18 protein-coding genes are annotated in these 19,481 nt (G+C 70.4%); 10 read left to right on the forward strand and 8 right to left on the reverse strand.

Features of this window, described 5'->3' with window-relative positions; translation table 11 throughout:
• Positions 1-2 precede the first annotated feature (2 nt).
• The 5 genes from mmsB (at position 3) to IF09_RS0111830 (ending at position 4,427) form a co-directional block, all read left to right on the forward strand.
• The gene (mmsB, locus tag IF09_RS0111810) at positions 3-1,238 is read left to right on the forward strand and encodes a multiple monosaccharide ABC transporter permease (protein ID WP_030294698.1); all 1,236 of its coding nucleotides are present in this window, start codon (positions 3-5) and stop codon (positions 1,236-1,238) included.
• 380 nt (positions 1,239-1,618) lie between these two features.
• Positions 1,619-1,843, forward strand: a complete 225-nt coding sequence (locus tag IF09_RS41675; protein ID WP_051832349.1) for a hypothetical protein — start codon at positions 1,619-1,621, stop codon at positions 1,841-1,843.
• A 193-nt stretch (positions 1,844-2,036) separates the two neighbouring features.
• Positions 2,037-2,939, forward strand: a complete 903-nt coding sequence (locus IF09_RS0111820) for an expansin EXLX1 family cellulose-binding protein (RefSeq protein ID WP_234320960.1) — start codon at positions 2,037-2,039, stop codon at positions 2,937-2,939.
• A gap of 133 nt (positions 2,940-3,072) precedes the next feature.
• The gene (locus IF09_RS0111825) at positions 3,073-3,606 is read left to right on the forward strand and encodes a SigE family RNA polymerase sigma factor (protein ID WP_030294702.1); all 534 of its coding nucleotides are present in this window, start codon (positions 3,073-3,075) and stop codon (positions 3,604-3,606) included.
• The gene (locus tag IF09_RS0111830) at positions 3,603-4,427 is read left to right on the forward strand and encodes a hypothetical protein (RefSeq protein ID WP_030294704.1); all 825 of its coding nucleotides are present in this window, start codon (positions 3,603-3,605) and stop codon (positions 4,425-4,427) included. The genes IF09_RS0111825 and IF09_RS0111830 overlap by 4 nt, the downstream gene beginning before the upstream one ends.
• Before the next feature lie 114 nt (positions 4,428-4,541).
• Here IF09_RS0111830 and IF09_RS0111835 read toward each other — a convergent pair whose 3' ends face one another.
• On the reverse strand, positions 4,542-7,088 hold the full coding sequence (locus IF09_RS0111835; RefSeq protein WP_030294705.1) for an RICIN domain-containing protein: 2,547 nt from the start codon (positions 7,086-7,088) through the stop codon (positions 4,542-4,544).
• 625 nt (positions 7,089-7,713) lie between these two features.
• Between IF09_RS0111835 and IF09_RS0111845 the strand changes: the two genes are divergently transcribed.
• The 4 genes from IF09_RS0111845 (at position 7,714) to IF09_RS0111860 (ending at position 14,392) form a co-directional block, all read left to right on the forward strand.
• On the forward strand, positions 7,714-9,264 hold the full coding sequence (locus IF09_RS0111845; protein ID WP_030294707.1) for a sigma-70 family RNA polymerase sigma factor: 1,551 nt from the start codon (positions 7,714-7,716) through the stop codon (positions 9,262-9,264).
• A gap of 594 nt (positions 9,265-9,858) precedes the next feature.
• Positions 9,859-12,225 (forward strand): non-reducing end alpha-L-arabinofuranosidase family hydrolase, encoded by a 2,367-nt coding sequence (locus IF09_RS0111850; protein WP_030294708.1) that lies wholly within the window; start codon positions 9,859-9,861, stop codon positions 12,223-12,225.
• A gap of 540 nt (positions 12,226-12,765) precedes the next feature.
• Positions 12,766-13,272, forward strand: coding sequence for an STAS domain-containing protein (locus IF09_RS0111855; RefSeq protein WP_106975035.1), 507 nt, complete (start codon positions 12,766-12,768; stop codon positions 13,270-13,272).
• Between the two features lie 316 nt (positions 13,273-13,588).
• A complete protein-coding gene (locus IF09_RS0111860; protein ID WP_030294712.1) occupies positions 13,589-14,392 on the forward strand; it encodes an SDR family NAD(P)-dependent oxidoreductase in 804 nt (267 codons plus the stop codon).
• Between the two features lie 93 nt (positions 14,393-14,485).
• On the opposite strand, the gene IF09_RS0111865 is transcribed toward IF09_RS0111860, so the two are convergent.
• The 4 genes from IF09_RS0111865 to IF09_RS48455 all read right to left on the reverse strand — a co-directional run bounded on the left by IF09_RS0111865 (position 14,486) and on the right by IF09_RS48455 (position 16,640).
• Entirely contained in the window at positions 14,486-15,295 is an 810-nt protein-coding gene (locus tag IF09_RS0111865; RefSeq protein WP_030294714.1) for an alpha/beta fold hydrolase, read from the reverse strand.
• Between the two features lie 109 nt (positions 15,296-15,404).
• The gene (locus IF09_RS47895; protein WP_267882142.1) at positions 15,405-15,527 is read right to left on the reverse strand and encodes a hypothetical protein; all 123 of its coding nucleotides are present in this window, start codon (positions 15,525-15,527) and stop codon (positions 15,405-15,407) included.
• A 48-nt stretch (positions 15,528-15,575) separates the two neighbouring features.
• On the reverse strand, positions 15,576-15,989 hold the full coding sequence (locus tag IF09_RS0111870) for a CBS domain-containing protein (RefSeq protein ID WP_030294716.1): 414 nt from the start codon (positions 15,987-15,989) through the stop codon (positions 15,576-15,578).
• A 63-nt stretch (positions 15,990-16,052) separates the two neighbouring features.
• The gene (locus IF09_RS48455) at positions 16,053-16,640 is read right to left on the reverse strand and encodes a glutamate-cysteine ligase family protein (RefSeq protein ID WP_418953039.1); all 588 of its coding nucleotides are present in this window, start codon (positions 16,638-16,640) and stop codon (positions 16,053-16,055) included.
• On the opposite strand from IF09_RS48455, the gene IF09_RS0111880 reads away from it, so the two are divergent.
• Entirely contained in the window at positions 16,557-17,558 is a 1,002-nt protein-coding gene (locus tag IF09_RS0111880; protein WP_030294718.1) for a PHP domain-containing protein, read from the forward strand. The genes IF09_RS48455 and IF09_RS0111880 overlap by 84 nt on opposite strands.
• A gap of 159 nt (positions 17,559-17,717) precedes the next feature.
• Here the strand turns inward: IF09_RS0111880 and IF09_RS0111885 are convergent, their stop codons facing one another.
• From IF09_RS0111885 to IF09_RS0111895, 3 genes are all read right to left on the reverse strand, one after another.
• On the reverse strand, positions 17,718-18,122 hold the full coding sequence (locus tag IF09_RS0111885) for an ATP-binding protein (RefSeq protein ID WP_037634636.1): 405 nt from the start codon (positions 18,120-18,122) through the stop codon (positions 17,718-17,720).
• A 403-nt stretch (positions 18,123-18,525) separates the two neighbouring features.
• Positions 18,526-18,756 (reverse strand): DUF6480 family protein, encoded by a 231-nt coding sequence (locus IF09_RS0111890; protein ID WP_030294722.1) that lies wholly within the window; start codon positions 18,754-18,756, stop codon positions 18,526-18,528.
• A gap of 80 nt (positions 18,757-18,836) precedes the next feature.
• Entirely contained in the window at positions 18,837-19,355 is a 519-nt protein-coding gene (locus tag IF09_RS0111895; protein ID WP_030294724.1) for a hypothetical protein, read from the reverse strand.
• Positions 19,356-19,481 lie beyond the last annotated feature (126 nt).

Genomic DNA, 19,481 nt, shown 5'->3' on the forward strand with positions numbered 1-19,481 from the left:
GCATGGCCCAGATCAAGACCACCCCGGACACCACGCCCAGCACCCCGCAGACCGGCCAACGACCGTCGGCCGGTGCCGTACTGGTCCGAGCGTTGCGCGGCAACCTGCGCCAGTACGGGATGCTGCTCGCACTGGCGCTGATCGTGCTGCTGTTCCAGTTCTGGACGGACGGCATCCTGCTCCAGCCGCTCAACATCACCAATCTGATCCAGCAGAACGGCTACATCCTCATCCTGGCCATCGGCATGATGATCGTCATCATCGCCGGGCACATCGACCTGTCGGTCGGGTCGCTCGCCGCCTTCGTCGGGGCGGCCGCGGCGGTGATGATGGTCGAGCACAAGATGGCGTGGCCCGTGGCGCTGGTGGCCGCGCTGCTGATCGGGGCTCTCGCCGGAGCCTGGCAGGGGTTCTGGATCGCCTACCTCGGGATCCCCTCGTTCATCGTCACGCTGGCCGGCATGCTGCTGTTCCGCGGTGGGACCCAGATCCTCCTGCAGGGCCAGTCGGTGGCGCCGTTCCCCAAGGGCTTCCAGAACATCAGCAGCGGCTTCCTCCCCGCCGTCGGCCCCCACACCAACTACCACAACCTCACCCTGCTGCTGGGCCTCGTGGTCTTGGCCGTCGCGATCCTGCAGGAGGTGCGCGGACGGCGGCGGGCCGCCTCGTACGGGCTGGAACCCCTCCCGGTAGGGCTGTTCCTGGTGAAGCTCGGCGCGATCACCGCGGCCGTGGTGGCCTTCACGCTGCTCCTGGCCAGCTACCACGGGGTGCCGATCGTCCTGCTGATCCTCGGCGTCCTGCTGGTCGGCTTCGGCTACGTGATGCGCAACTCGATCCTCGGCCGGCACACCTACGCCATCGGCGGCAACGAGGCCGCGGCGAGGCTGTCCGGGGTGAAGAGCAAGCGGGTCGTCTTCCTCGCCTTCGTGAACATGGGCGTCCTCGCGGCCCTGGCCGGGATGGTCTTCGCTGCGCGGCTCAATGCCGGTACACCGCAAGCTGGCATCAACTTCGAGTTGGAGGCGATCGCCGCAGCCTTCATCGGCGGCGCCTCCGCGAGCGGCGGTGTGGGCACCGTCCTCGGCGCGCTCACCGGCGGTCTGGTGCTGGGCGTGCTGAACAACGGCATGTCGCTGGTCGGCGTGGGGACCGACTACCAGCAGGTCATCAAGGGCCTGGTGCTGCTGGCGGCCGTCGGCTTCGACGTCTACAACAAGCGCAAGGCGGGAGCCTGACCTCTCCCCTCTCCGGGTCGGTGACACCGTCCGCCCGCGGGAAGGGGCCCTACGGTGATCCCAGCTCCTGCGGCTCCGCCCGCGCGTCGACCATCCGCTCGACACGCCATCGGCGTACACGGCCCGGCCGGCCACGTGGACGTGTTTGGCCTGCCGGATCTCCGGCAGGTCCATCTGTACGATTACGAGGCCGGCTTGACGGTGGACAGCACGGAGTACGCGATCCGCGCCGGCCAGGTCAGCCTGGTACCGCCCGGCGCCGAGGTCCGCCATCGCTACCGGGGCCGGTCCCCACACCTCTACGTCCACTTCCGCCTGGGTGCAGGTGGAACTCCCCACTGCATCCCGGTAATCCAGCAGGTCGGCCCCGAACTCGCCGGTTGGCCGTCCAGTTGCGGCAGGCACTGGCCGCCTGGCCGAACACCCCGGAACGGGCCACGGCCGAGGTGTGGGCCGCCCTGTGGCGGGTCACCCAGCTCGCACCCTCGAGGGAGCGGAACACACAGGCCGCTCATCCGGCGGTCACGGCCTCCGTGGCCCTGATCGAGGCGCGGGGCGGCATCCGCGCCGCCCAGTCCGGTTCCCCGCGCTCCCCCGCCCCGTGACCCGTGACCCGACCGGCACGGGACGCGGCTGCCGGCCCGCCCCGCAGGACCCGCCGCCCCCGCTTCCTCCCCGGCGGCAACCTTTCCGCATCCTGCGGCAACCCAGCAGCGCACCTCGACTCGGATCTTCGAACGGACGGACATGCAGACTGCACGGCAGACCGCGCGGCAGCGCAGGCAGAGACAGAGACTGATGAGGGGCGCGACGGTGCTGCTGACCGTCGCGGGGGTCCTCGTCTGCCTGGTGACGACCATGCGCCCCGGCCCCAAGGCCGAGGCCGCGGCCGAGGTCAGGGCCGACGTGGCGGCCACCGCCGCCACCGGGGCGGGAGCCACGCCCCAGGCCCCGACGAGCCCAGCGCCCTCGACGGACAGCTCGCAAGCGGCCCCCACCCCGACCGCGGCCACGGGGACGACCGCCGCGGCGCCACCGCCTTCGGCGGAAGCGCCCCCGGAGTCGGCGTCGACCACGACGCCGTCGGCAGGACGCATCCAGCCGGGTACCACCTACAGCGGCGTCGCCACCGCCTACGCCGCCGCCGACGGCAACGGCGCCTGCCTGTTCGGCCCGAGCGACGACCTCATGATCGCGGCCATGAACACCACCGACTACGAGTCGTCGAGGGCGTGCGGCGCTTACGTGCGCGTCCGCACGGCGAGCGGCGCCTCGATCACGGTCCGGATCACCAACGAATGCCCGCTGCCCTGCGCACCCGGACAACTGGACCTCAGCGAACAGGCCTTCGCGAAACTGGCCGATCCCAAACTCGGCCGCATCCCGATCACCTGGAGCCTGCTGAGCCCCTCGGCCCCCGGCACGATGTCCATCCGGTACAAGACGGGGTCCAGCCCCTACTGGTGCGGCATCCAGGTGATCGGCCACCGGAATCCGGTCGTACGGCTGGAAGTGCGCACCACCAAGGGCTGGCGGAGACTTCCTCGTACCGACTACAACTACTTCCTCTCCGCCGACGGCAGCGGGTGCGGCGGCGCGATGAGGATCACCGACATCTACGGAGAGCAGCTGACGGTCGAGGGGACCGCGCTGCTGCCGAACGTCGCACAACCGACCCGGGTCCAGTTCGCCCCGCACTGAAACCGCGCCGCCGCGGACGGCGGATCCACGGTGGCGCACGGGAGTGGCCCTTGATCGACCGGGCCGACCGGGCCCTGGTACGCTGCCGCCCGAATGTTAACGCACACATTTTCGGAGGGGGCGACCGACGGACATGGTCCCCGATGACGCGTCCGCGGAGTTCCACGACTTCTTCGAACGCCACTACGCCGGACTCGCCCGGTTCGCCCATCTCCTGACGGGCGAGTCGGACGGCGGCGACGATCTGGCCGCGGACGCCCTGATCGCCCTGTGGCAGCGCTGGGACCGGCTGCGCCAGGCCGAGTACCCGCTCGCCTACGCCCGTGGCGTCGTCGCCAACCTGGCCCGGTCACGGATCCGCAGCGCGGTGCGCGAGCGTCGCCGGATCGCTCTGTTCTGGTCCCGCGGCGTGGAGCCGTCGGACGGTCCGGACGTGGCCTCCGTGGTGGACGTCCGTACCGCTCTCGCCCGGTTGCCGTTCCGGAAGCGGGCATGTGTGGTCCTGCGGCACGCCTTCGACCTGTCGGAGAAGGACACCGCGCTGGCGCTCGGCATATCCGTCGGTACGGTGAAGAGCCAGACCTCGAAGGGGATGGCCGAACTGGAACGGATGCTGGGCAGCACAGGAGCGTCCGGGGAACTTTTGACGGGGAGGAGCAGCCGTTGAACGAGGAACTCGCCCGGCAGCTGCGCACGGCCGCCGAGGCCCATCAGCCCGACCGTGCCCGGATCCTGGCCCGTGTGGAACGCGGCATGGCCGGCGCCCCCGCCCGCCTGCGCCAATCGCCGGGCGCGCGGCCCTGGCGCGGGGTCGCCCTCGCCTCCCTCGCCACGGCCGGCGTCCTGGCGGTCGGTGGCTTCGCGGTCGCCGCCATCGTCCAGTCACCGCCGGCCCGGCCGTCCGTCTCGGCCACCCCCGCCGCGCCGCCCGCGTCCCCGGCGCCCTCCGCGCCGTCCGCGTCCGGGACCCCCCGCTCGACCCCGTTGGCGCCCACCACCGGCGGCTCGACCGCGCCGGGCCACTCGTCCCCGACGAGCCCCGGCCCCGCGGCGTCGGGCGGCGGCGGCTCGGCCGGGCCCGGCGGCGCGCGCGTCCAGGACGGGCCGTTGCGGTCGGCCGGTTCCTTGGCCGCGAACAGCAACCCCTACTGGGCACAGAGCGACCTCACCCTCAAGACCACCGAGCCGCTCACCGCGCTCACCGTGGAGCTGCGCATCACGCAGACCGGCGGAGTGCAGAGCACCGGCGGCTGGCGGACGCTGCCCGCGGACGACTTCACCGTCACCGTCCGGGACGAGGGTGCAGCCGTGGTCTACCGCTGGATCCTCAAGCCGGGCCGTACGGTCCCGGCCGGGCAGCACGTCTTCGCCGGCCAGTACAACCACGCCGCTGGTGAGCGCGAGGCCGGGCTCGACGGTTACCGCGTCGACGCAAACGGTCCCCGCGGCGCCCTCTCGGTCTGGGGCGGCTTCTCCCCGGCACGATGAGGCCGTGCCCGCAGCCTCGGGCTGAGCGGGCGCGGCCCCGGCGATGTGCGGACGTACCGCCGGTGGCCCGTGGGGGGCGGCTCCCATCCGCCGCCCACCCACGGGCCAAGGCGTTCAGGACTGGTCGCCGTAGACCACGCCACGGCCGTAGCCGCCCAGGTAGACCCGGCCGTACACGTCGGGGTCACCGCTGATGACGCTGATGGCGCTGCCGCCGAACTGGTGCTGGTCGTCGTTGATCCGGACCCAGGCCGAGCCGCCGTCGGTGGAACGGAACAGCCCTGCGACGCCCTTCACCTTCCCACTGAGATAGAGCGCCTGGTACCCGGCGCCCGGGGCCGGCCTGCCGAAGCCGACGGCGGTCGCCTGCTCCACGCCACCCAGCTTGCCGAAGCTCTTTCCTCCGTCGGTGGAGTGCAGCAGTCCGTTGCCCGCGCCGGCGATCCACAGGTCACCGGCGATGCCGGGAACCGCCTTGAGCTCCCCGGCGCCCAGGCCGGTGGCCCGGGCGGTGAAGTGCTTCCCGCCGTCGGTGGAGACGTACAAGGTGCCGCCACTGAGGGCGTAGAAGGTGTTCGCCGCCGAACGGTCGGCCACCACGGCCGCGTCCTTGGGCAGACCGGAGGCCGCCGCCCAGGTCGAGCCACGGTTGGCCGAGTAGAACGGAACCTGGCCCGCGGGGGTCCACACCACGGTGGCGCCGTCCGCCGAGACGGCCGCGGAACCGCCGCCCGCGTCGCGCACCGGCGCCGCGGGGAACGGTGCCCAGTCGGCTCCGCCGTTGGTCGAATAGGCGCCGTGCTGCTCGCCGCCGAGACCGACCCGCACCATGAACTGCGGCTTCGACTGGGCGAAGTCGATACCGGTGGTGTTGGTGAACAACGGTCCGGAGAGCGCCTTGGAGGGGACCTTGGTCAGGTCCTCGTGCCGGAAACCGCTGACATCGCCGAGCGCACTGATCAGGGGAAGACCGGGGGGCTTGATCAGTCCGAGCGTCGCGGTCTCCTCCAGGCCCTTGGCCGGAATCGTCCAGTGCGTCGCCCGCCCGCTGTCCGCCGCGGTCACGTCGCGGCTGCCCCACATCCCCGATCCCGTGCCGTACAGCACGTGCCCGGAATCGAAGGGGTCGATGGCCAGGGCGCCCATCCAGTGACCGATGCCGGTGCCCACGTAGGGCGCTGCGGAGTTGTCCCGCACCGAGGTCGCGCCGAGCGCCTTCCAGGAGGCGCCGCCGTCGACCGACCGGTATATCTCGTCCGAGGGCCACCAGCGGTCCAGCGTGGTGACCATGACCGTGGACGGGTGCTGCGGATCGACCGCCAGGCCCGCGAAGCCGTAACCGCCGCTGGACGGCGAGATGTTCTGCCAGCCCCCGGTGGACGGCGTGTACTTCCATACCGAACCAGCCGTCACGCCGTTCGGGCCCGGCGCGTTGGTGTAGGTCAGGTACAGCGAGCCGTCACCGGACAGCACTCCGTGCTGCGGCAGCTGCCCCTTCGGCTGGCCGGGCACGGCCTGCCAGGTGCCGCCGCCGTCGGTGGAGCGGTACAGCGAGGTGGACTTGTCGGCCACCCCGACGTAGATCGTCCGGCTGCCGGACGGGCCGAAGGTCACGAAGGAGAGACCGACTCCGCTGCTCGCACCGTCCTTCACGGGGAAGCCGGCGACCTGGCTCCACGTCACGCCGTAATCGGTGCTGCGCCAGAGCCCGTTCTTGCGGGTACCCAGGTAGAGCGTGCGGTGGTCGGACGGGTCCACCACCAGCCGCTCGCCCATGGACCGGCCGTCCTCGTTGCCGCCCAGTTTGAACGGCAGGTCGGTGCGCTGGAAGGTCCTGCCCTGGTCGGAGGAGCGCAGGATCGCGCCGTTGCCGGCCCAGTCGTTGGTGTAGGTGCCGCTCGCGAGGTACAGGCGGTTCGGGTCGACCGGGTCGGTCGCCAGGCTCTCGATCCCCAGCAGGTTCCAGTCGGCTCCGCCGATCCAGTCGGTCAAGGGGGTCCAGCGTGCGGCGGTCGCGTCCCAGCGGTAGGCGCCGCCGATGTCGGTCCGCGCGTACAGCAGGTCCTTGCGGGCGGGGTTGAAGACCAGCCCGGTGACGAACCCGCCACCGACGATCTGCGCGTTGTGCCAGGTGTACCCGGCCGGGCCGCCCACCCTCACCAGCTTCCACCGCTGATTGCTGCTGCCCTGATCCGCGTACTGGATGAGCGGCACGCCGTCACCGCGGGAACCACCCCATACGTCCAGCACCATGCCGCTGCTCCGGGAGACGATTTTCACCGCCCCACCGCCGACGTCCTCGATCTTCCACTGCTGCGCGGCGGCACCGTGGTCGGACTGCTGCTCGACGGCTGCCGCCGACTCTCTGGAGGCACCCCGGACACCGAGGACCTTCTTGCTGCTGCGGTTCTCCAGCTCGTAGTAGCCGTCCCGCGTCGGCCTCAGCCGCCATTGCTGACTCGCGGCACCGGCCACGCGGCTCTGCTGCCGTGTCCAGGCGCCGTCCGAGGTGTCCGCGCCGGGCACGTCCAGCACCTTGTCGCTGCGCACGGACACCACTTCGTAGTAGCCGTCGGAATCCAACGTCGCGGCCTCCGAGGCGGCCTGCACGAACAGCAGGTAGGGGCCGAGCACACCGGGCACACCCAGCGCCAGACCCATCGTCGCCCAGCGCCGGCGGTGGCGTCCACGCGTACGTCGCTCGCCACCGGCCGCGTGCGTGCGCCGATCGCGACCGTGGGCGGTGGGATCCGTCTCGTTCATGGGGGGTTGCTCCTTGCTCCGGGCCTGCCGCGCCCACCCGCTCAGGTCAGCGGTGCGCAGCGGCATACGGCGCCGTGGTCGGACGATCCGTGGGTGTGATCGTCTTCGGGTCGCCCGTCAGTCGCCACAGCTCCGCCAAAGGTTGCCGACCGCCGAAGTCTTCCTTGGACCACTGACGGCCTGACCCAGCGCGCGCAGATGGTGCTGGCGTCATCAGGAGGCTGGTACCACACGGGTGTCACCGCGGCACGTCGGCGCACCGAGCAGCACCGCTCCGGCGTGCCGGATCTGCCCCTTCCCGTCAGCGGCGACGGACAGCCGCTGGTTCCACCCTGTACGCTCGCTCACCGAGAAGGTGCACCTGTTCTTGTGCGGATCCGGCCTAGACACTCGAATCCGTGCAGCTCAGGAGCACCTTCTCCTCACTTGTCGTCAGATCGCCCAGCCCGGTTGAAAATCCGAGGCACAGGTGTGGCGCCGTACTCGGCGGATCGCTCCCCTGAGGGAGGGGGGAAGGGGGCTCATGAACACGGACCACGCGGGGCTGGTCGTCGCGGCGCAGGCCGGTGACGATCGGGCGCGCGAGAAGCTGATCGCCGCGTACCTGCCGTTGCTCTACAACATCGTCGGGCGAGCGCTGAGCGGACATGCCGACGTCGACGACGTCGTCCAGGAAACCCTGCTGCGCGTGGTGCGCGACCTGCCTGCCCTGCGTTCCCCGGAGAGCTTCCGGTCCTGGCTGGTGTCGATCACGCTCCGCCAGATCAATGCCCACTGGCAGCGGCAACGCGCCTTCGCCGACCGGACGACGGTCATCGACGAGGCACTCCGGATACCGGACGCCGGCGCCGAACCTGAGGACGCGACGATCCTGCGTCTGCATGTGTCGGACGAGCGCCGTCAGGTTGTCGAAGCCCGCCGGTGGCTCGACCCGGACCATCGGGTGCTGCTGTCGCTGTGGTGGCAGGAAGGCGCCGGCTCGCTGAGCCGTGACGACATCGCCGCCGCGATGGGTCTCACGGTCGCCCACGTCGGAGTACGTCTGCAGCGCATGCGCGAGCAGCTGGAACTGAGCCGGACGATCGTCGCCGCGCTGGAGGCCGACCCGCGCTGTCCGGAGTTGAACGAGACCGTCGTCGGCTGGGACGGTCTCCCTGCATCGGTGTGGCGCAAGCGGATCGCGCGGCACACCCGCGGTTGTACGGTCTGCACGGCGACGACGGCAGAACGGGTTCCGGCCGAACTGCTGCTCCTCAGCCTCGCGCCGCTGGCCGTCCCGGCCGGACTCATCGGCGCGCTGGCCGCCAAGGGCCTGCTGTCGGGCACGGCTGCGAGCGCCGCCGGGCCGGCCACGGCACACGTCGCCGTCGGCTCGGCGACGGGAGGAAGCGGTCTGCACAGCTCGCTGATCGGCAAACTCCACGCGGTGACCGCTCATCAGCTGATGGGCCTCGCCACCGGCGCGGTGCTCATCGCCGGGACCGCCACCTACGCGGCCTGGCCCGAACCGGTGCACCGGGTGCCCGGCGTCATCGCCGCTCCCACGGCCGGAGATCCCACGCCGAACCCGTCGCGGTCCACCGCGTCGGCTGGACCATCCCCGGTGAGTCCGTCCGCCGCAGCGGGCACTGTTCCGCTGGGCGCACAGTCACTGGAGTCCGTGGCCGACCCCGCCCTGTACCTCACTTATGCGGGCGACTTCGCGACGCTCGGCCGAGTGTCCGCGTCCAGCAGCGCGCAGGCACGGCAGCGTGTCACCTTCATGGTCATCGGGGGGCTGGCCGACACTCGGTGCGTCACCTTCCGCGCCGCCGACGGCCGCTATCTGCGCCATCGTGACCTGCGGCTACAGCTGAGCACCAACGACGGCAGCGAACTGTTCCGTGAAGACGCCACCTTCTGTCCGAGCCCCGGGGCGGTCGCCGGGTCGGTGACCCTGCACGCGCACAACTATCCCGGATCGGTCCTCCGCCACCGCGACGGCGGCATCTGGCTCGATGGATCCGACGGCACCCGGGCCTTCGCCGGCCAGGCTTCCTTCATCATGCGCAGGGCCTGGGCGACCGCTCCTTAGCATGTTGGACCGACTCGCGCAGTGACCGCTGGTGATCGTGCGCCACCATGGTCCTCACCACGGCGCTTTCAACCCGGCAGTGAGCCGAGTGCTGCGCCGAACCCAGCTCCGATCCGCATTCATCGACGGCTGCCTCGCCGTGACGGCCTGAAGACGGATCACTACGACCGCTGACCGGTACCACTCCCCAGGCCTTCGCTGTGATCAGGACGGCGCGCCTTTTCCCCAGGGGACGGCCGGACGGCGGGGCTGGGCATAACACTTTTTGCCTGCGAGATGCATCACCGGGCAATCGTCCGGACGGCGCGACTTTTTCGTTACGAGACCGCGGGTTCGGAGGCCTCCATATCGTGGGGTTCCTTTCTCGCCGCTCACCACGGGTGCCGGCGTGGCAGGTTCCCCGGCCTTGCCGTTGACGTATCTCCTGAAGAAAGCCGCTTCCATGACGCAACACACCCACGACCCCCGGGCGACCGGTATGCAGGAACGGTCTCACGTCCTGCACCGCACCCACCGCGAGGCGGATCAGGCCGTACCGGCCGATGCGCGCACGATCACGGCACCCAGGGTGACCCGCGACCCCCGAGGAGAATCATGAAGGGGCTGCACCGGCTCGGCCGGCGTCGCCGGACATGGACGATCGGACTGTCGGCCGCGGCGCTGGTGGCCGGTGTCGTGACGCTCCTCCCCGGCTCCGCCGGAGCCGCCAACCTGGGTACGGAGGCGGCCCCGTCGGGCAGGTACTTCGGCACCGCCGTGGCCGCGGGCAGGCTCGGCGACCCGACGTACGCCGCGATCGCGGACCGGGAGTTCAACATGATCACCCCGGAGAACGAGATGAAGTGGGACGCCATCGAACCGTCCCGCGGCAATTTCAACTTCGGCCCCGCCGATCAGATCGTCAACCGCGCCCTGGCACACGGCCAGCGCATGCGCGGCCACACCACGGTCTGGCACTCGCAGCTGCCGTCCTGGGTCAGCTCCATCGGCGACGCGAACACGCTGCGCAGCGTGATGAACACCCACATCACCACCGAGATGACCCACTACAAGGGCAAGATCTATGCCTGGGACGTGGTCAACGAGGCGTTCGCCGACGGCTCCACCCAGCACCGCAGCTCGGTGTTCCAGAACGTGCTGGGCAACGGCTTCATCGAGGAAGCGTTCCGCACCGCCCGGGCGGCCGACTCCTCGGCCAAGCTCTGCTACAACGACTACAACATCGAGAACTGGTCGGACGCCAAGACCCAGGGCGTCTACAGCATGGTCAAGGACTTCAAGTCGCGCGGCGTGCCGATCGATTGCGTCGGGTTCCAGAGCCACTTCGGCGCCGACGGCCCGCCGTCCAGCTTCCAGACCACCTTGTCCAACTTCGCCGCCCTGGGCGTTGACGTCCAGATCACCGAACTGGACATCGCCCGGGCGTCGTCCACCCACTACGCCAACACGGTCAAAGCCTGCCTGTCCGTGGCCCGGTGCACCGGCATCACGGTATGGGGCATCCGTGACAGCGACTCCTGGCGCAGCAGCGACAGCCCGCTGCTGTTCGACAACAACGGCAAACCGAAGGCCGCCTACACCGCCGTCGTGAACGCCCTCAAGGCCGCCGCCGGTACCACCGGCGGGACGGGTACCGGAGCGATCAAGGGCGTCCCCTCCGGTCGTTGTATAGACATCAACGGCTCCACCACAGTCAACGGCACCCAGGCGCAGCTGTGGGACTGCCACGGACAGACCAACCAGCGCTGGACCTACACCTCCGGCAAGCAGCTGATGATCTACGGCAACAAGTGCCTGGAGGCCAAGTCCAAGGGCACCGGCAACGGCACCGCGGTGGTCATCGGGGACTGCGACGGCGGCGCCGGACAGCAATGGAACATCAACACCAACGGCACGATCGCCGGCGTCCAGTCCGGGTTGTGCCTCGACGCCGTCGGCGCGGCCACCGCCAACCGCACCAAGATCCAGCTGTACTCCTGCTGGTCCGGCACCAACCAGAAGTGGACCGGCCTGTCCGGGGCGTCGACCCCGACGACGCCCGCGCCGACGGGCGGCACGTGTGCCCTTCCGTCGACGTACCGGTGGACGTCGACGGGTGCGCTGGCGCAGCCGAAGAACGGGTGGGGCTCGGTGAAGGACTTCACCAGCGTGGTGTACAACGGCAAGCACCTGGTCTACGCGTCGAACACGTCGGGATCGTCGTACGGCTCGATGATGTTCAGCCCCTTCACGAACTGGCCGGACATGGCGTCGGCCGGCCAGAGCGGGATGAGCCAGGCCGCGGTGGCGCCCACGCTCTTCTACTTCGCACCCAAGAACATCTGGGTGCTGGCGTACCAGTGGGGTTCGTGGCCCTTCATCTACCGCACGTCGAGCGACCCCACCAACCCCAACGGCTGGTCCTCGCCGCAGCCACTGTTCACCGGCAGCATCCCCAACTCCCCCACCGGCCCGATCGACCAGACCCTGATCGCTGACGGCCAGAACATGTACCTGTTCTTCGCCGGTGACAACGGCAAGATCTACCGGGCGAGCATGCCGATCGGGAACTTCCCGGGCAACTTCGGCTCGTCGTACACGACGGTCATGAGCGACTCGACGGACAACCTGTTCGAGGCCCCGCAGGTCTACAAGGTTCAGGGCCAGAACCAGTACCTCATGATCGTTGAGGCGAGGGGTGCGAAGGGGCGCTACTTCCGCTCGTTCACGGCCTCCAGCCTGAGCGGTTCGTGGACCGCGCAGGCCGGCAGCGAAAGCAACCCCTTCGCGGGCAAGGCCAACAGCGGTGCCACCTGGACCAACGACATCAGCCACGGTGACCTGGTCCGCAGCAACCCCGACCAGACCATGACCGTCGACCCCTGCAACCTGCAGTTTCTCTACCAGGGCAAGTCCCCCACCGCGGGCGGCCCCTATGACCAACTGCCGTACCGGCCGGGTGTCCTCACCCTGCAGCGCTGACCCGCCCGATCCACGGTGATCGCGATTCGGGGTGGCCTGCCGACCCGCAGACGAGCGGTACACGGCCCGGGCAGCTCCTTCTGCTGACCGATACCCCACCGCCTCGGGGAACCCCAGCCGTGCGTCGGCTGGGGTTCCTCCCCCCCGCAGCCCGCTACGACGCGGGACGGCCCGCCCACCACGCGGGCACGTCGTGGGCGCCAGCCCGGTGGTGATCCACCTGGTGGTCCGATTCCCATGCGCCGGCTGCGGGGACAGTTCGAGGGGGTGAGCTGACGGTTCCGTTCCAGCGGCCGGCAGCGGAAGATGCCTGGCGCTCCGGAGATCGTCGTAGGTGAGCGGCTGCGGCCGCCGGGTTGTGAGTGAGGTGTCACGCTCCGTGTCAGCGTGGCTCGAGGGGCCGCGCCACGTTTACGTCGTCACATCCCCCACACGCGGGACCGTCCGAGAGCGTAGTAGGGCCGCCCATGGTTGCGGGCGAGTCGGGCGCGGGACGAATATGGAAAGGGTCCACCCGGCTTTCGGGCGAGGCGAGGCACCATGCGAAGCGAATGCGAAATCCACATCAGACGCTACGGTGCGACCATGGTCGTCACCCCCGTCGGAGAGCTGGACGCGGACTCCGGCCAGGCCCTGAACGCGGTGCAGACGGCCCTCGACCAAGACGTCGCGGCGGTGGCGTGCGACATGCGCCACCTGTCCTTCCTCGACGTCGTCGGCCTCCACCACCTGCTCGGCCTCGCCCGGGACACCCGGTCCCGGGGCATCGCCTTCTTCGCCTACAACTGGCAGCACCAGCCCCGGCGGCTTGTGGACTTCACCGATGAACTCCTCCAGGGCGAAGGCCAGGACCGCCGTACCGCCCCCACCCGGCTCCTGCGCCGCACCCTGCGAGAAGCCACGGAATCCGCACGCGCCACAGGCGCGGCCCTCGCCAGCACGGCCGACCAACCTGACGCGACACCACACCGGGATGCCGACGGACCCGCCGCCGAAAGGGGGGTCGCCCCGGCGGTGCTGCCCCCAACGGGTGGGCACCGGGCCTGACCCGCGCACGCCATATCGGCACGGCTGCACATACCGCGCGAGCCGACGCCGTACGGCCCGTGGCGGTGCTCGGCGGCGTCAGATGTCGCCGCTCCACACATCAGGGCCGCCCTTGCCTCCTCCTCGCCGACGGCAGCCGGTCCGCTGCCCGGCAGCGCTTGAAACGCAGACCGCCGGGCAGCCGCTCTGTGAAGGGACTCCCGACAGACGCCTCCGTGTAGGAAGCGCCGCCCCAAGGCGCTGCCACTGCGGCGATCAATGAATGCCCGTGGGACGGCCGACCTGTCGGTGCACCGTAAGAGAGGCGCAGAATGCCATGGACAAGACCTCGCACCCCCTTGCCGTGATCACCGGCGCCTCGAGCGGCATCGGATTCGAGCTGGCCCGGGAGTTCGTCCGCCACGGATACGACGTGTTCGTCACAGCCGATGACGAACTCCTCGACGAGGCGGTGGCCCGGTTGCAGCCCTACGGCACGCGGGTCCACTCGGCCCGCGTCGACCTGGCGGCCGCCGACGGCGCGGAGACCTTGCTCGCGGAGCTCCGCGCCCTCGGCCGGACGGCGAGCGCCGCCGTCCTGAACGCGGGGGTCGGCCATGGCGGCCCCTTCCTGGAAACCGCCCTCCCGGATCTGGCCCGCGTCCTCGACGTCAATGTCTTCTCGACCGTCCACCTGACTCACCAGCTGCTCAGCGACATGGCCCGGCGGGGCGAGGGGCGCATACTCATCGTCACGTCCGTGGCCGCCGAGATTCCCGGGCCGTACCACGCGGTCTACAACGCCTCCAAGGCCTTCCTGGAGTCCTTCGCAGAAGCCCTTCACAGCGAGGTGAGGGATTCCGGCGTATCTGTCACCGCGTTGATGCCCGGTGCCACTGATACCCGGTTCTTCGTGCGTGCGGGTCTGCTCGACACCCGCCTGGGGCGAGCGAAGAAGGATGATCCCGCGCTGGTGGCGCGCCAGGGCTACCGAGCGCTCATGGACCGGAGATCACGCAAGGTTGCGGGATCTCTGCGCACAAGGGCACAGCATTCGGTGACCCGGCTCCTCCCCTCGGAGGCACGCGCCGCCCTGCACCGCCGGTGGGCGCAGCCGCACGGCAGTCGAAGCCACCTCTGACCGCGCTCCGGCCCGGTTGTGAGGGTCACCGTTCCGGCCAAGAGCGCTTCGAGGCATGCCGTGTTGGTCAGCCCGCTGCCGCTTCCCGCGCGCTCACTCGGCTGTGACGAAGTTCGCGATACGAAGTCCCCAGGTCTGCACGTCGGCGCGGGTGCGGGCAATGTGAAGTTCGCTCCGCGGTAGGTAGTGGGCCAGGGTGGCCGCCGTCGTTACGGGGTGGCCGGGGTCGTCCGCCCACGTCAGGATCAGTACCGGGCACTTCAGCGCGGCGAGCGCGGTGGTAGGGGGCAGGTCGGATCGGGCCAGGCCGCGCAGAACGGCGGGCAAGATCGGTTCGGGTGGCGTAGGAGGGAACTCCGGGACGTCGGCGGCCGCAGCGGGCCGGTGCGCCTCACCCCTGGTAGCGAGCCAGTGCTCGGCTCCTTGCCGCTCGATGGTGTCGGCGGCGGCCCGGTTGGCCCGGGCATACCCCTCCCGGGTCGCCCAGGCGGTCGGCGGGAGCAGCAGCACCAGCCGGGAGAAGCGGTCCGGCTGCCGGACAGCGGCGTGAAGGCAGGTGCCGCAGCCCATCGAGGCGCCCATCGCGTCGACGGGCTCCCGGGCTTCCAGGTGGTCGAGCAAGCTCATCAGGTCATCGGCGAGAGAGACGTAGGTGTAGTCCTCGTCGACGGGCCGGCCGGTGGAACGGCCGTGCCCGCGTGCGTCGTAGCGGACCAGGCGCCGGCCCGCCCGAAGGACCGGCTCCCAGTCGAAGAGGTCCATCCGGTGCTCGACGTCCTGGCTCGTGAACCCACCGTGCGCGTACACCGCCAGGAGCCCTTCGCCTGCGTCGTCGTACACGAGCTCGGCACCGCGGTGGCGGAACCGGCCCTCGGTGACCGGCCACGTCTTGGGCGTCCCCATGCTTACGCCTCTTTCCGCCCTCGCGGCCGCCCACTCCCCCGCACTGCGAGGGGAAGAGCGAGGCCCGAGCGGATGCGGGGATGCGGGTAAGTCGCCGTCGCCAGGGTGCTCAAACGGTGCTGGCGGCATGAGCGTCGCGGACCACGCCTATTGCGGCCCAGCGGACGAGCAGTACTGCGGTGATGAGTGCGGCGGCAGCGATGGCGTACGTCCGCCAGGACTGCTGAGCCACGAAACTCCTTTCGTTCAGCCGCCGGCGCGTCCTTCGCGGCAGCAGCCGTCAGCTGGAGATGGCTTCGAGGAGATCGCCGACCTGGGGATCGGGCAGGGCGCGGGCCACGTCAGCCTGGGCGACGATTCCGACCAGGTCGTGGCCGTCGATCACTGGCAACCGCCGTACATGGTGCTCGGACATGGTGCGGAGGATCTCGGAGGCGTCGTCGTCGGCGCCGATCGTCACGGCTTCGCCCTGTGCAAGCTCGCCCGCCTTACAGCTCGCCGGGTCCTTACCCACAGCGAGGACCTTGGTGACGATGTCCCGGTCGGTGAGCATGCCCTTGAGCTTGTGATCGGTGCCGCAGATCGGCAGCGCACCGACATCAAGGCGTGCCAGCTTCTGCGCCGCCTCCAGCACGGTGGATTCAGCATCGATGCATTCAGGTTCCGGAGTCATGATGTCGCGTGCGGTAGTCATCACAGCCATCCCGTCTCGGAGGATCGAAGACTCTTACTGGGCCCCTGCCCCCTCTTCCCTCACCTACGCATCAACAGGCTCGTGTCCCTGGGAAAAGGGAGAGGAGCACTCGCGATGTGCTGCATGAGCGCGTACACGACGTCGCCACGGCCGGATCCGATTCAGCACGGCCACGCCGGTGTCCGCGCGGGGACTGCCCACGTGGACGTGCATCCGGCAGATCAGCTGCTCGTCCACCAGCTGGAGCGCCTCGCCTGCCATCCGCAAGTACCCGGGTTCACGCGTGACCGGCCCGGCCGAGGTTCCGCGCACCGGCGCCGCTCCCGTCGCCGCCATCCGGCAGCCGTGAACCTCGGCGGCCGAGGCCAGGGGCGGCGTGGCCACGGCAAATGGCCTCCGACTTGCGGGCTGCGGGCTGCGGGCTGGCGCAGTTCTGCCTCGCCGAAGAGGAGGAGGATGGTTGACCTTCTGCAAGGGCGTTCCGTTGGTGGCCGGGACGACGACTCGGCGCCGAGGCGCAGCAGTCGTCGACCTCCGTCGCACACAGCCCGGGCCGACACTGGAGGCATGGATCCGGACGAAGCTCTGCGTCGGATCGCCTTCCTCCTCGAATGGCGCGGCGCGTCCCCGTACCGGGTGCGGGCCTTCCACACGGCGGCCGACGCCGTCCGCGACCTGCCATCGGGTCCGGTGGACGCCGCCGAGGCCCGACAGCTGCGTGGGGTGGGCCCGGTCACCGCGGAGGTGATCGCCCAGGCATCGACCGGCGCGGTACCGCGCTACCTGGCCCGCCTGGAGGCCGAAGCCGACCGGAACGCCCGTGCCGGCTGGGACCTGGCGGCTGCGAGTACCGGGGACTGCCACCTGCACTCCGACTGGTCGGACGGCGGCAGCCCGCTCGAGGACATGGCCGAGGCGGCCCGCGCCCTGGGCCACCAATGGGCTGTTCTGACCGATCATTCGCCGCGGCTGACGATCGCCCACGGCCTGAGCCGGGACCGCCTCAAACGCCAGCTGGAGGCCGTGGCCGCCGTGAATTCCAGGATGGGCGCAGGCTTCCGGCTGCTCACCGGCATCGAGTGCGACATCCTCGAGGACGGCTCGCTCGACCAGGACGAAGACCTGCTCGGACGGCTCGACATCGTCGTGGCGTCTGTGCACTCCAAGCTCCGCTCGGAACCTGAGCCGATGACCGCCCGCCTGCTGGCTGCGGTGCGCAACCCGCGCGTCGACGTCCTGGGGCACTGCACGGGACGGATCATCACCGGTCGGGGGCGCCCGCAGTCCCGCTTCGACGCCGAGGCCGTGTTCGCCGCGTGCGCGGAAGCGGGTACCGCGGTGGAGATCAACTGCCGGCCCGAACGACGGGACCCCCCGGACGACCTGCTCGTGCAGGCCGCCGCCGCGGGCTGCCGGTTCGCCGTGGACACCGACGCCCACGCCCCGGAACAGCTGCACTGGCAGAGCTCCGGTTACGCACGCGCGGCGCGGATCGGCCTGGGCGCCGACCGGCTGATCACGACCTGGTCGCTCGGCCGGCTGCTGGCGACCAGAAGCGGCAGTCAGTGATCTACCCGCCTTCCGCCCTCCGAACAGGCTCGCGCCGCTGCCGTGACGCTGTGATCAAGGTGATGACAACCGGGCTGTGCAGGTGGGATCGACGATCTGCGGATCCGGAGCGGTCTCCACCTTCATGTTGCGGCGGCCCTGCCAGACCTGAGAGAACGTCTAGGTACCGCCCAGGTGGACGTGGATGGTCTTGCCGCCCTGCTCTCCGAGGTGGCGTACGGAGACCTCTGTGCCGAGCCGGTTGACGAGGTGCCAACCCCATCCGCCTTCGCCCTGCGGACCGGGGTTTCGGGGCCGGGGATCGGCACTGCTCGTGTCGCTGACATCGACGTCCAGGCCGCCGTCGGTTGTCCTGCGCAGTTCCAGCACGCAGCCTCCGGACGTGTGCCGGACGGCGTTGGTGACCAGCTCGCTGATCACCAGCAGGGCCGTGTCGCGTGCGACGGGCGCGAACGCGCGGTCGCCCGCGTCGGACGGCCCCAAGAAGCCGCGCGCTGCGCTCCTCGCAGCAGCTGCGGCACCCGGACCGTTCAGCTCCAGGTGCAGGATCGGGAGGAGGGGCATGGATCGGCTCCGAAAGCCCAGGGCGTACCGGGTGTGACGCCCTCCGTTGTGCCCCTGCCCCCTCCGGCCCAGCCCAGTCGCACACCCGGCGGATACGGAAGCCATCAGGGCGGCGGCCCCCTCCCGTAACACGTTCGGCTCAGCTGCTCTTGTCCCGGGACGGACGAAGGGCCTGACCGGACGCCCGTACTCAGGGGAAGGTGCGCCGCGGGGGCTCGGCCCTGCAGGCGCCTGCCCCGCGCTGCCGAGGTTCCGGGGTTCCGGCCCTCGTTGCCGCCAGGAGTGGAGACCGTAGAGCAGTGCCGGCCAGGGTCTGTGTCAGGGCCCAAGCCCCGCGCCCATTCCGGCCGGTAGACACCCGCTCAGGGCGGTCACTGCGCCTCCGACGCCTGCACTTGCGTCGTCACATGGCCAGCACGATCCCGTAGACGAGGAAGAAGAGCGCCACGAGGGCCACGACGGTCACGATGATCGCGAGCGGCCCCTTGGACCAGCCGCGTTTGAGCGGGCGGTACGGTCCGGCACCGGAGGCGGTGCTCGACTCGGCGGGAGGGGTCTCACCGGGCGGCACCGAGCCGCCCGGTTCCAGACCGGGACTCGTGCGGGGATCAGGATCCGGTGTGTTGGTACTCATGCCCGGCGTGTCCCCGAAATCAGGACGTGCATGCCCGGCCGGGCGGCCACCGCGACGTTACGTTCGGTGAGCACCGACCATCAGGAGAGTCCTGCGCCGTGAGCGTTCAATCGTTGCAGGAGCTGGGGCCGGTGCAGCACGGCGATGCCTTCGAGAAGGTCGGGGTGGCGCAGCAGGGCGGCGGCTTCGCTGTCGAGGGCGCTGGGGTGGGTCAATCGTTGCAGGCTGCCGGTTTCGGTGTGGTGCTCGGTGGTCGCCAGGGCCTGGTGGGCGCGTGTGGCCAGGGCAGGCTCGGCAAGGAGGCAGGCTGCCCAGCTGACGACGGTTTCGTCGACCCAGGTCCGCCAGGCGGTGTCGGTTTCGTCGTCGTGCGGTTCGCATCCGGTGAGCCAGTCCAGCCGATGAGATCCGCTGGGGGCGAGCAGGTGGAGCAGCTGGACGTCCATCCTGGTCGGGTAGCACAGGGCTGCCGCGAGCGCGGTGGCCTGGCGGGCCTGGGCCTCGGCCAGCGCGCGGCTGAGCGCCCCCGTCGGGGGCTGGTAGGCCGCCGTGAGCCAGCGGGCGGATGAGGCTATGAGCGCAGTCAGGTCGGCGAACACGGGCGATCGGTCCTCAGGGGCGAGCTCCCCGGGATCGGCGGACCGGCGGCGAGCTGTTCTGTACGGAGCCGCGCTGCCCCGTTCGTGACCGACCAGTCTAGGCGGCCGACGCGCCGCGAGAGGTGA

It is taken from the genome of Streptomyces katrae (genome assembly GCF_000717655.1).
In the GTDB taxonomy this organism is placed as follows: domain Bacteria; phylum Actinomycetota; class Actinomycetes; order Streptomycetales; family Streptomycetaceae; genus Streptomyces; species Streptomyces katrae_B.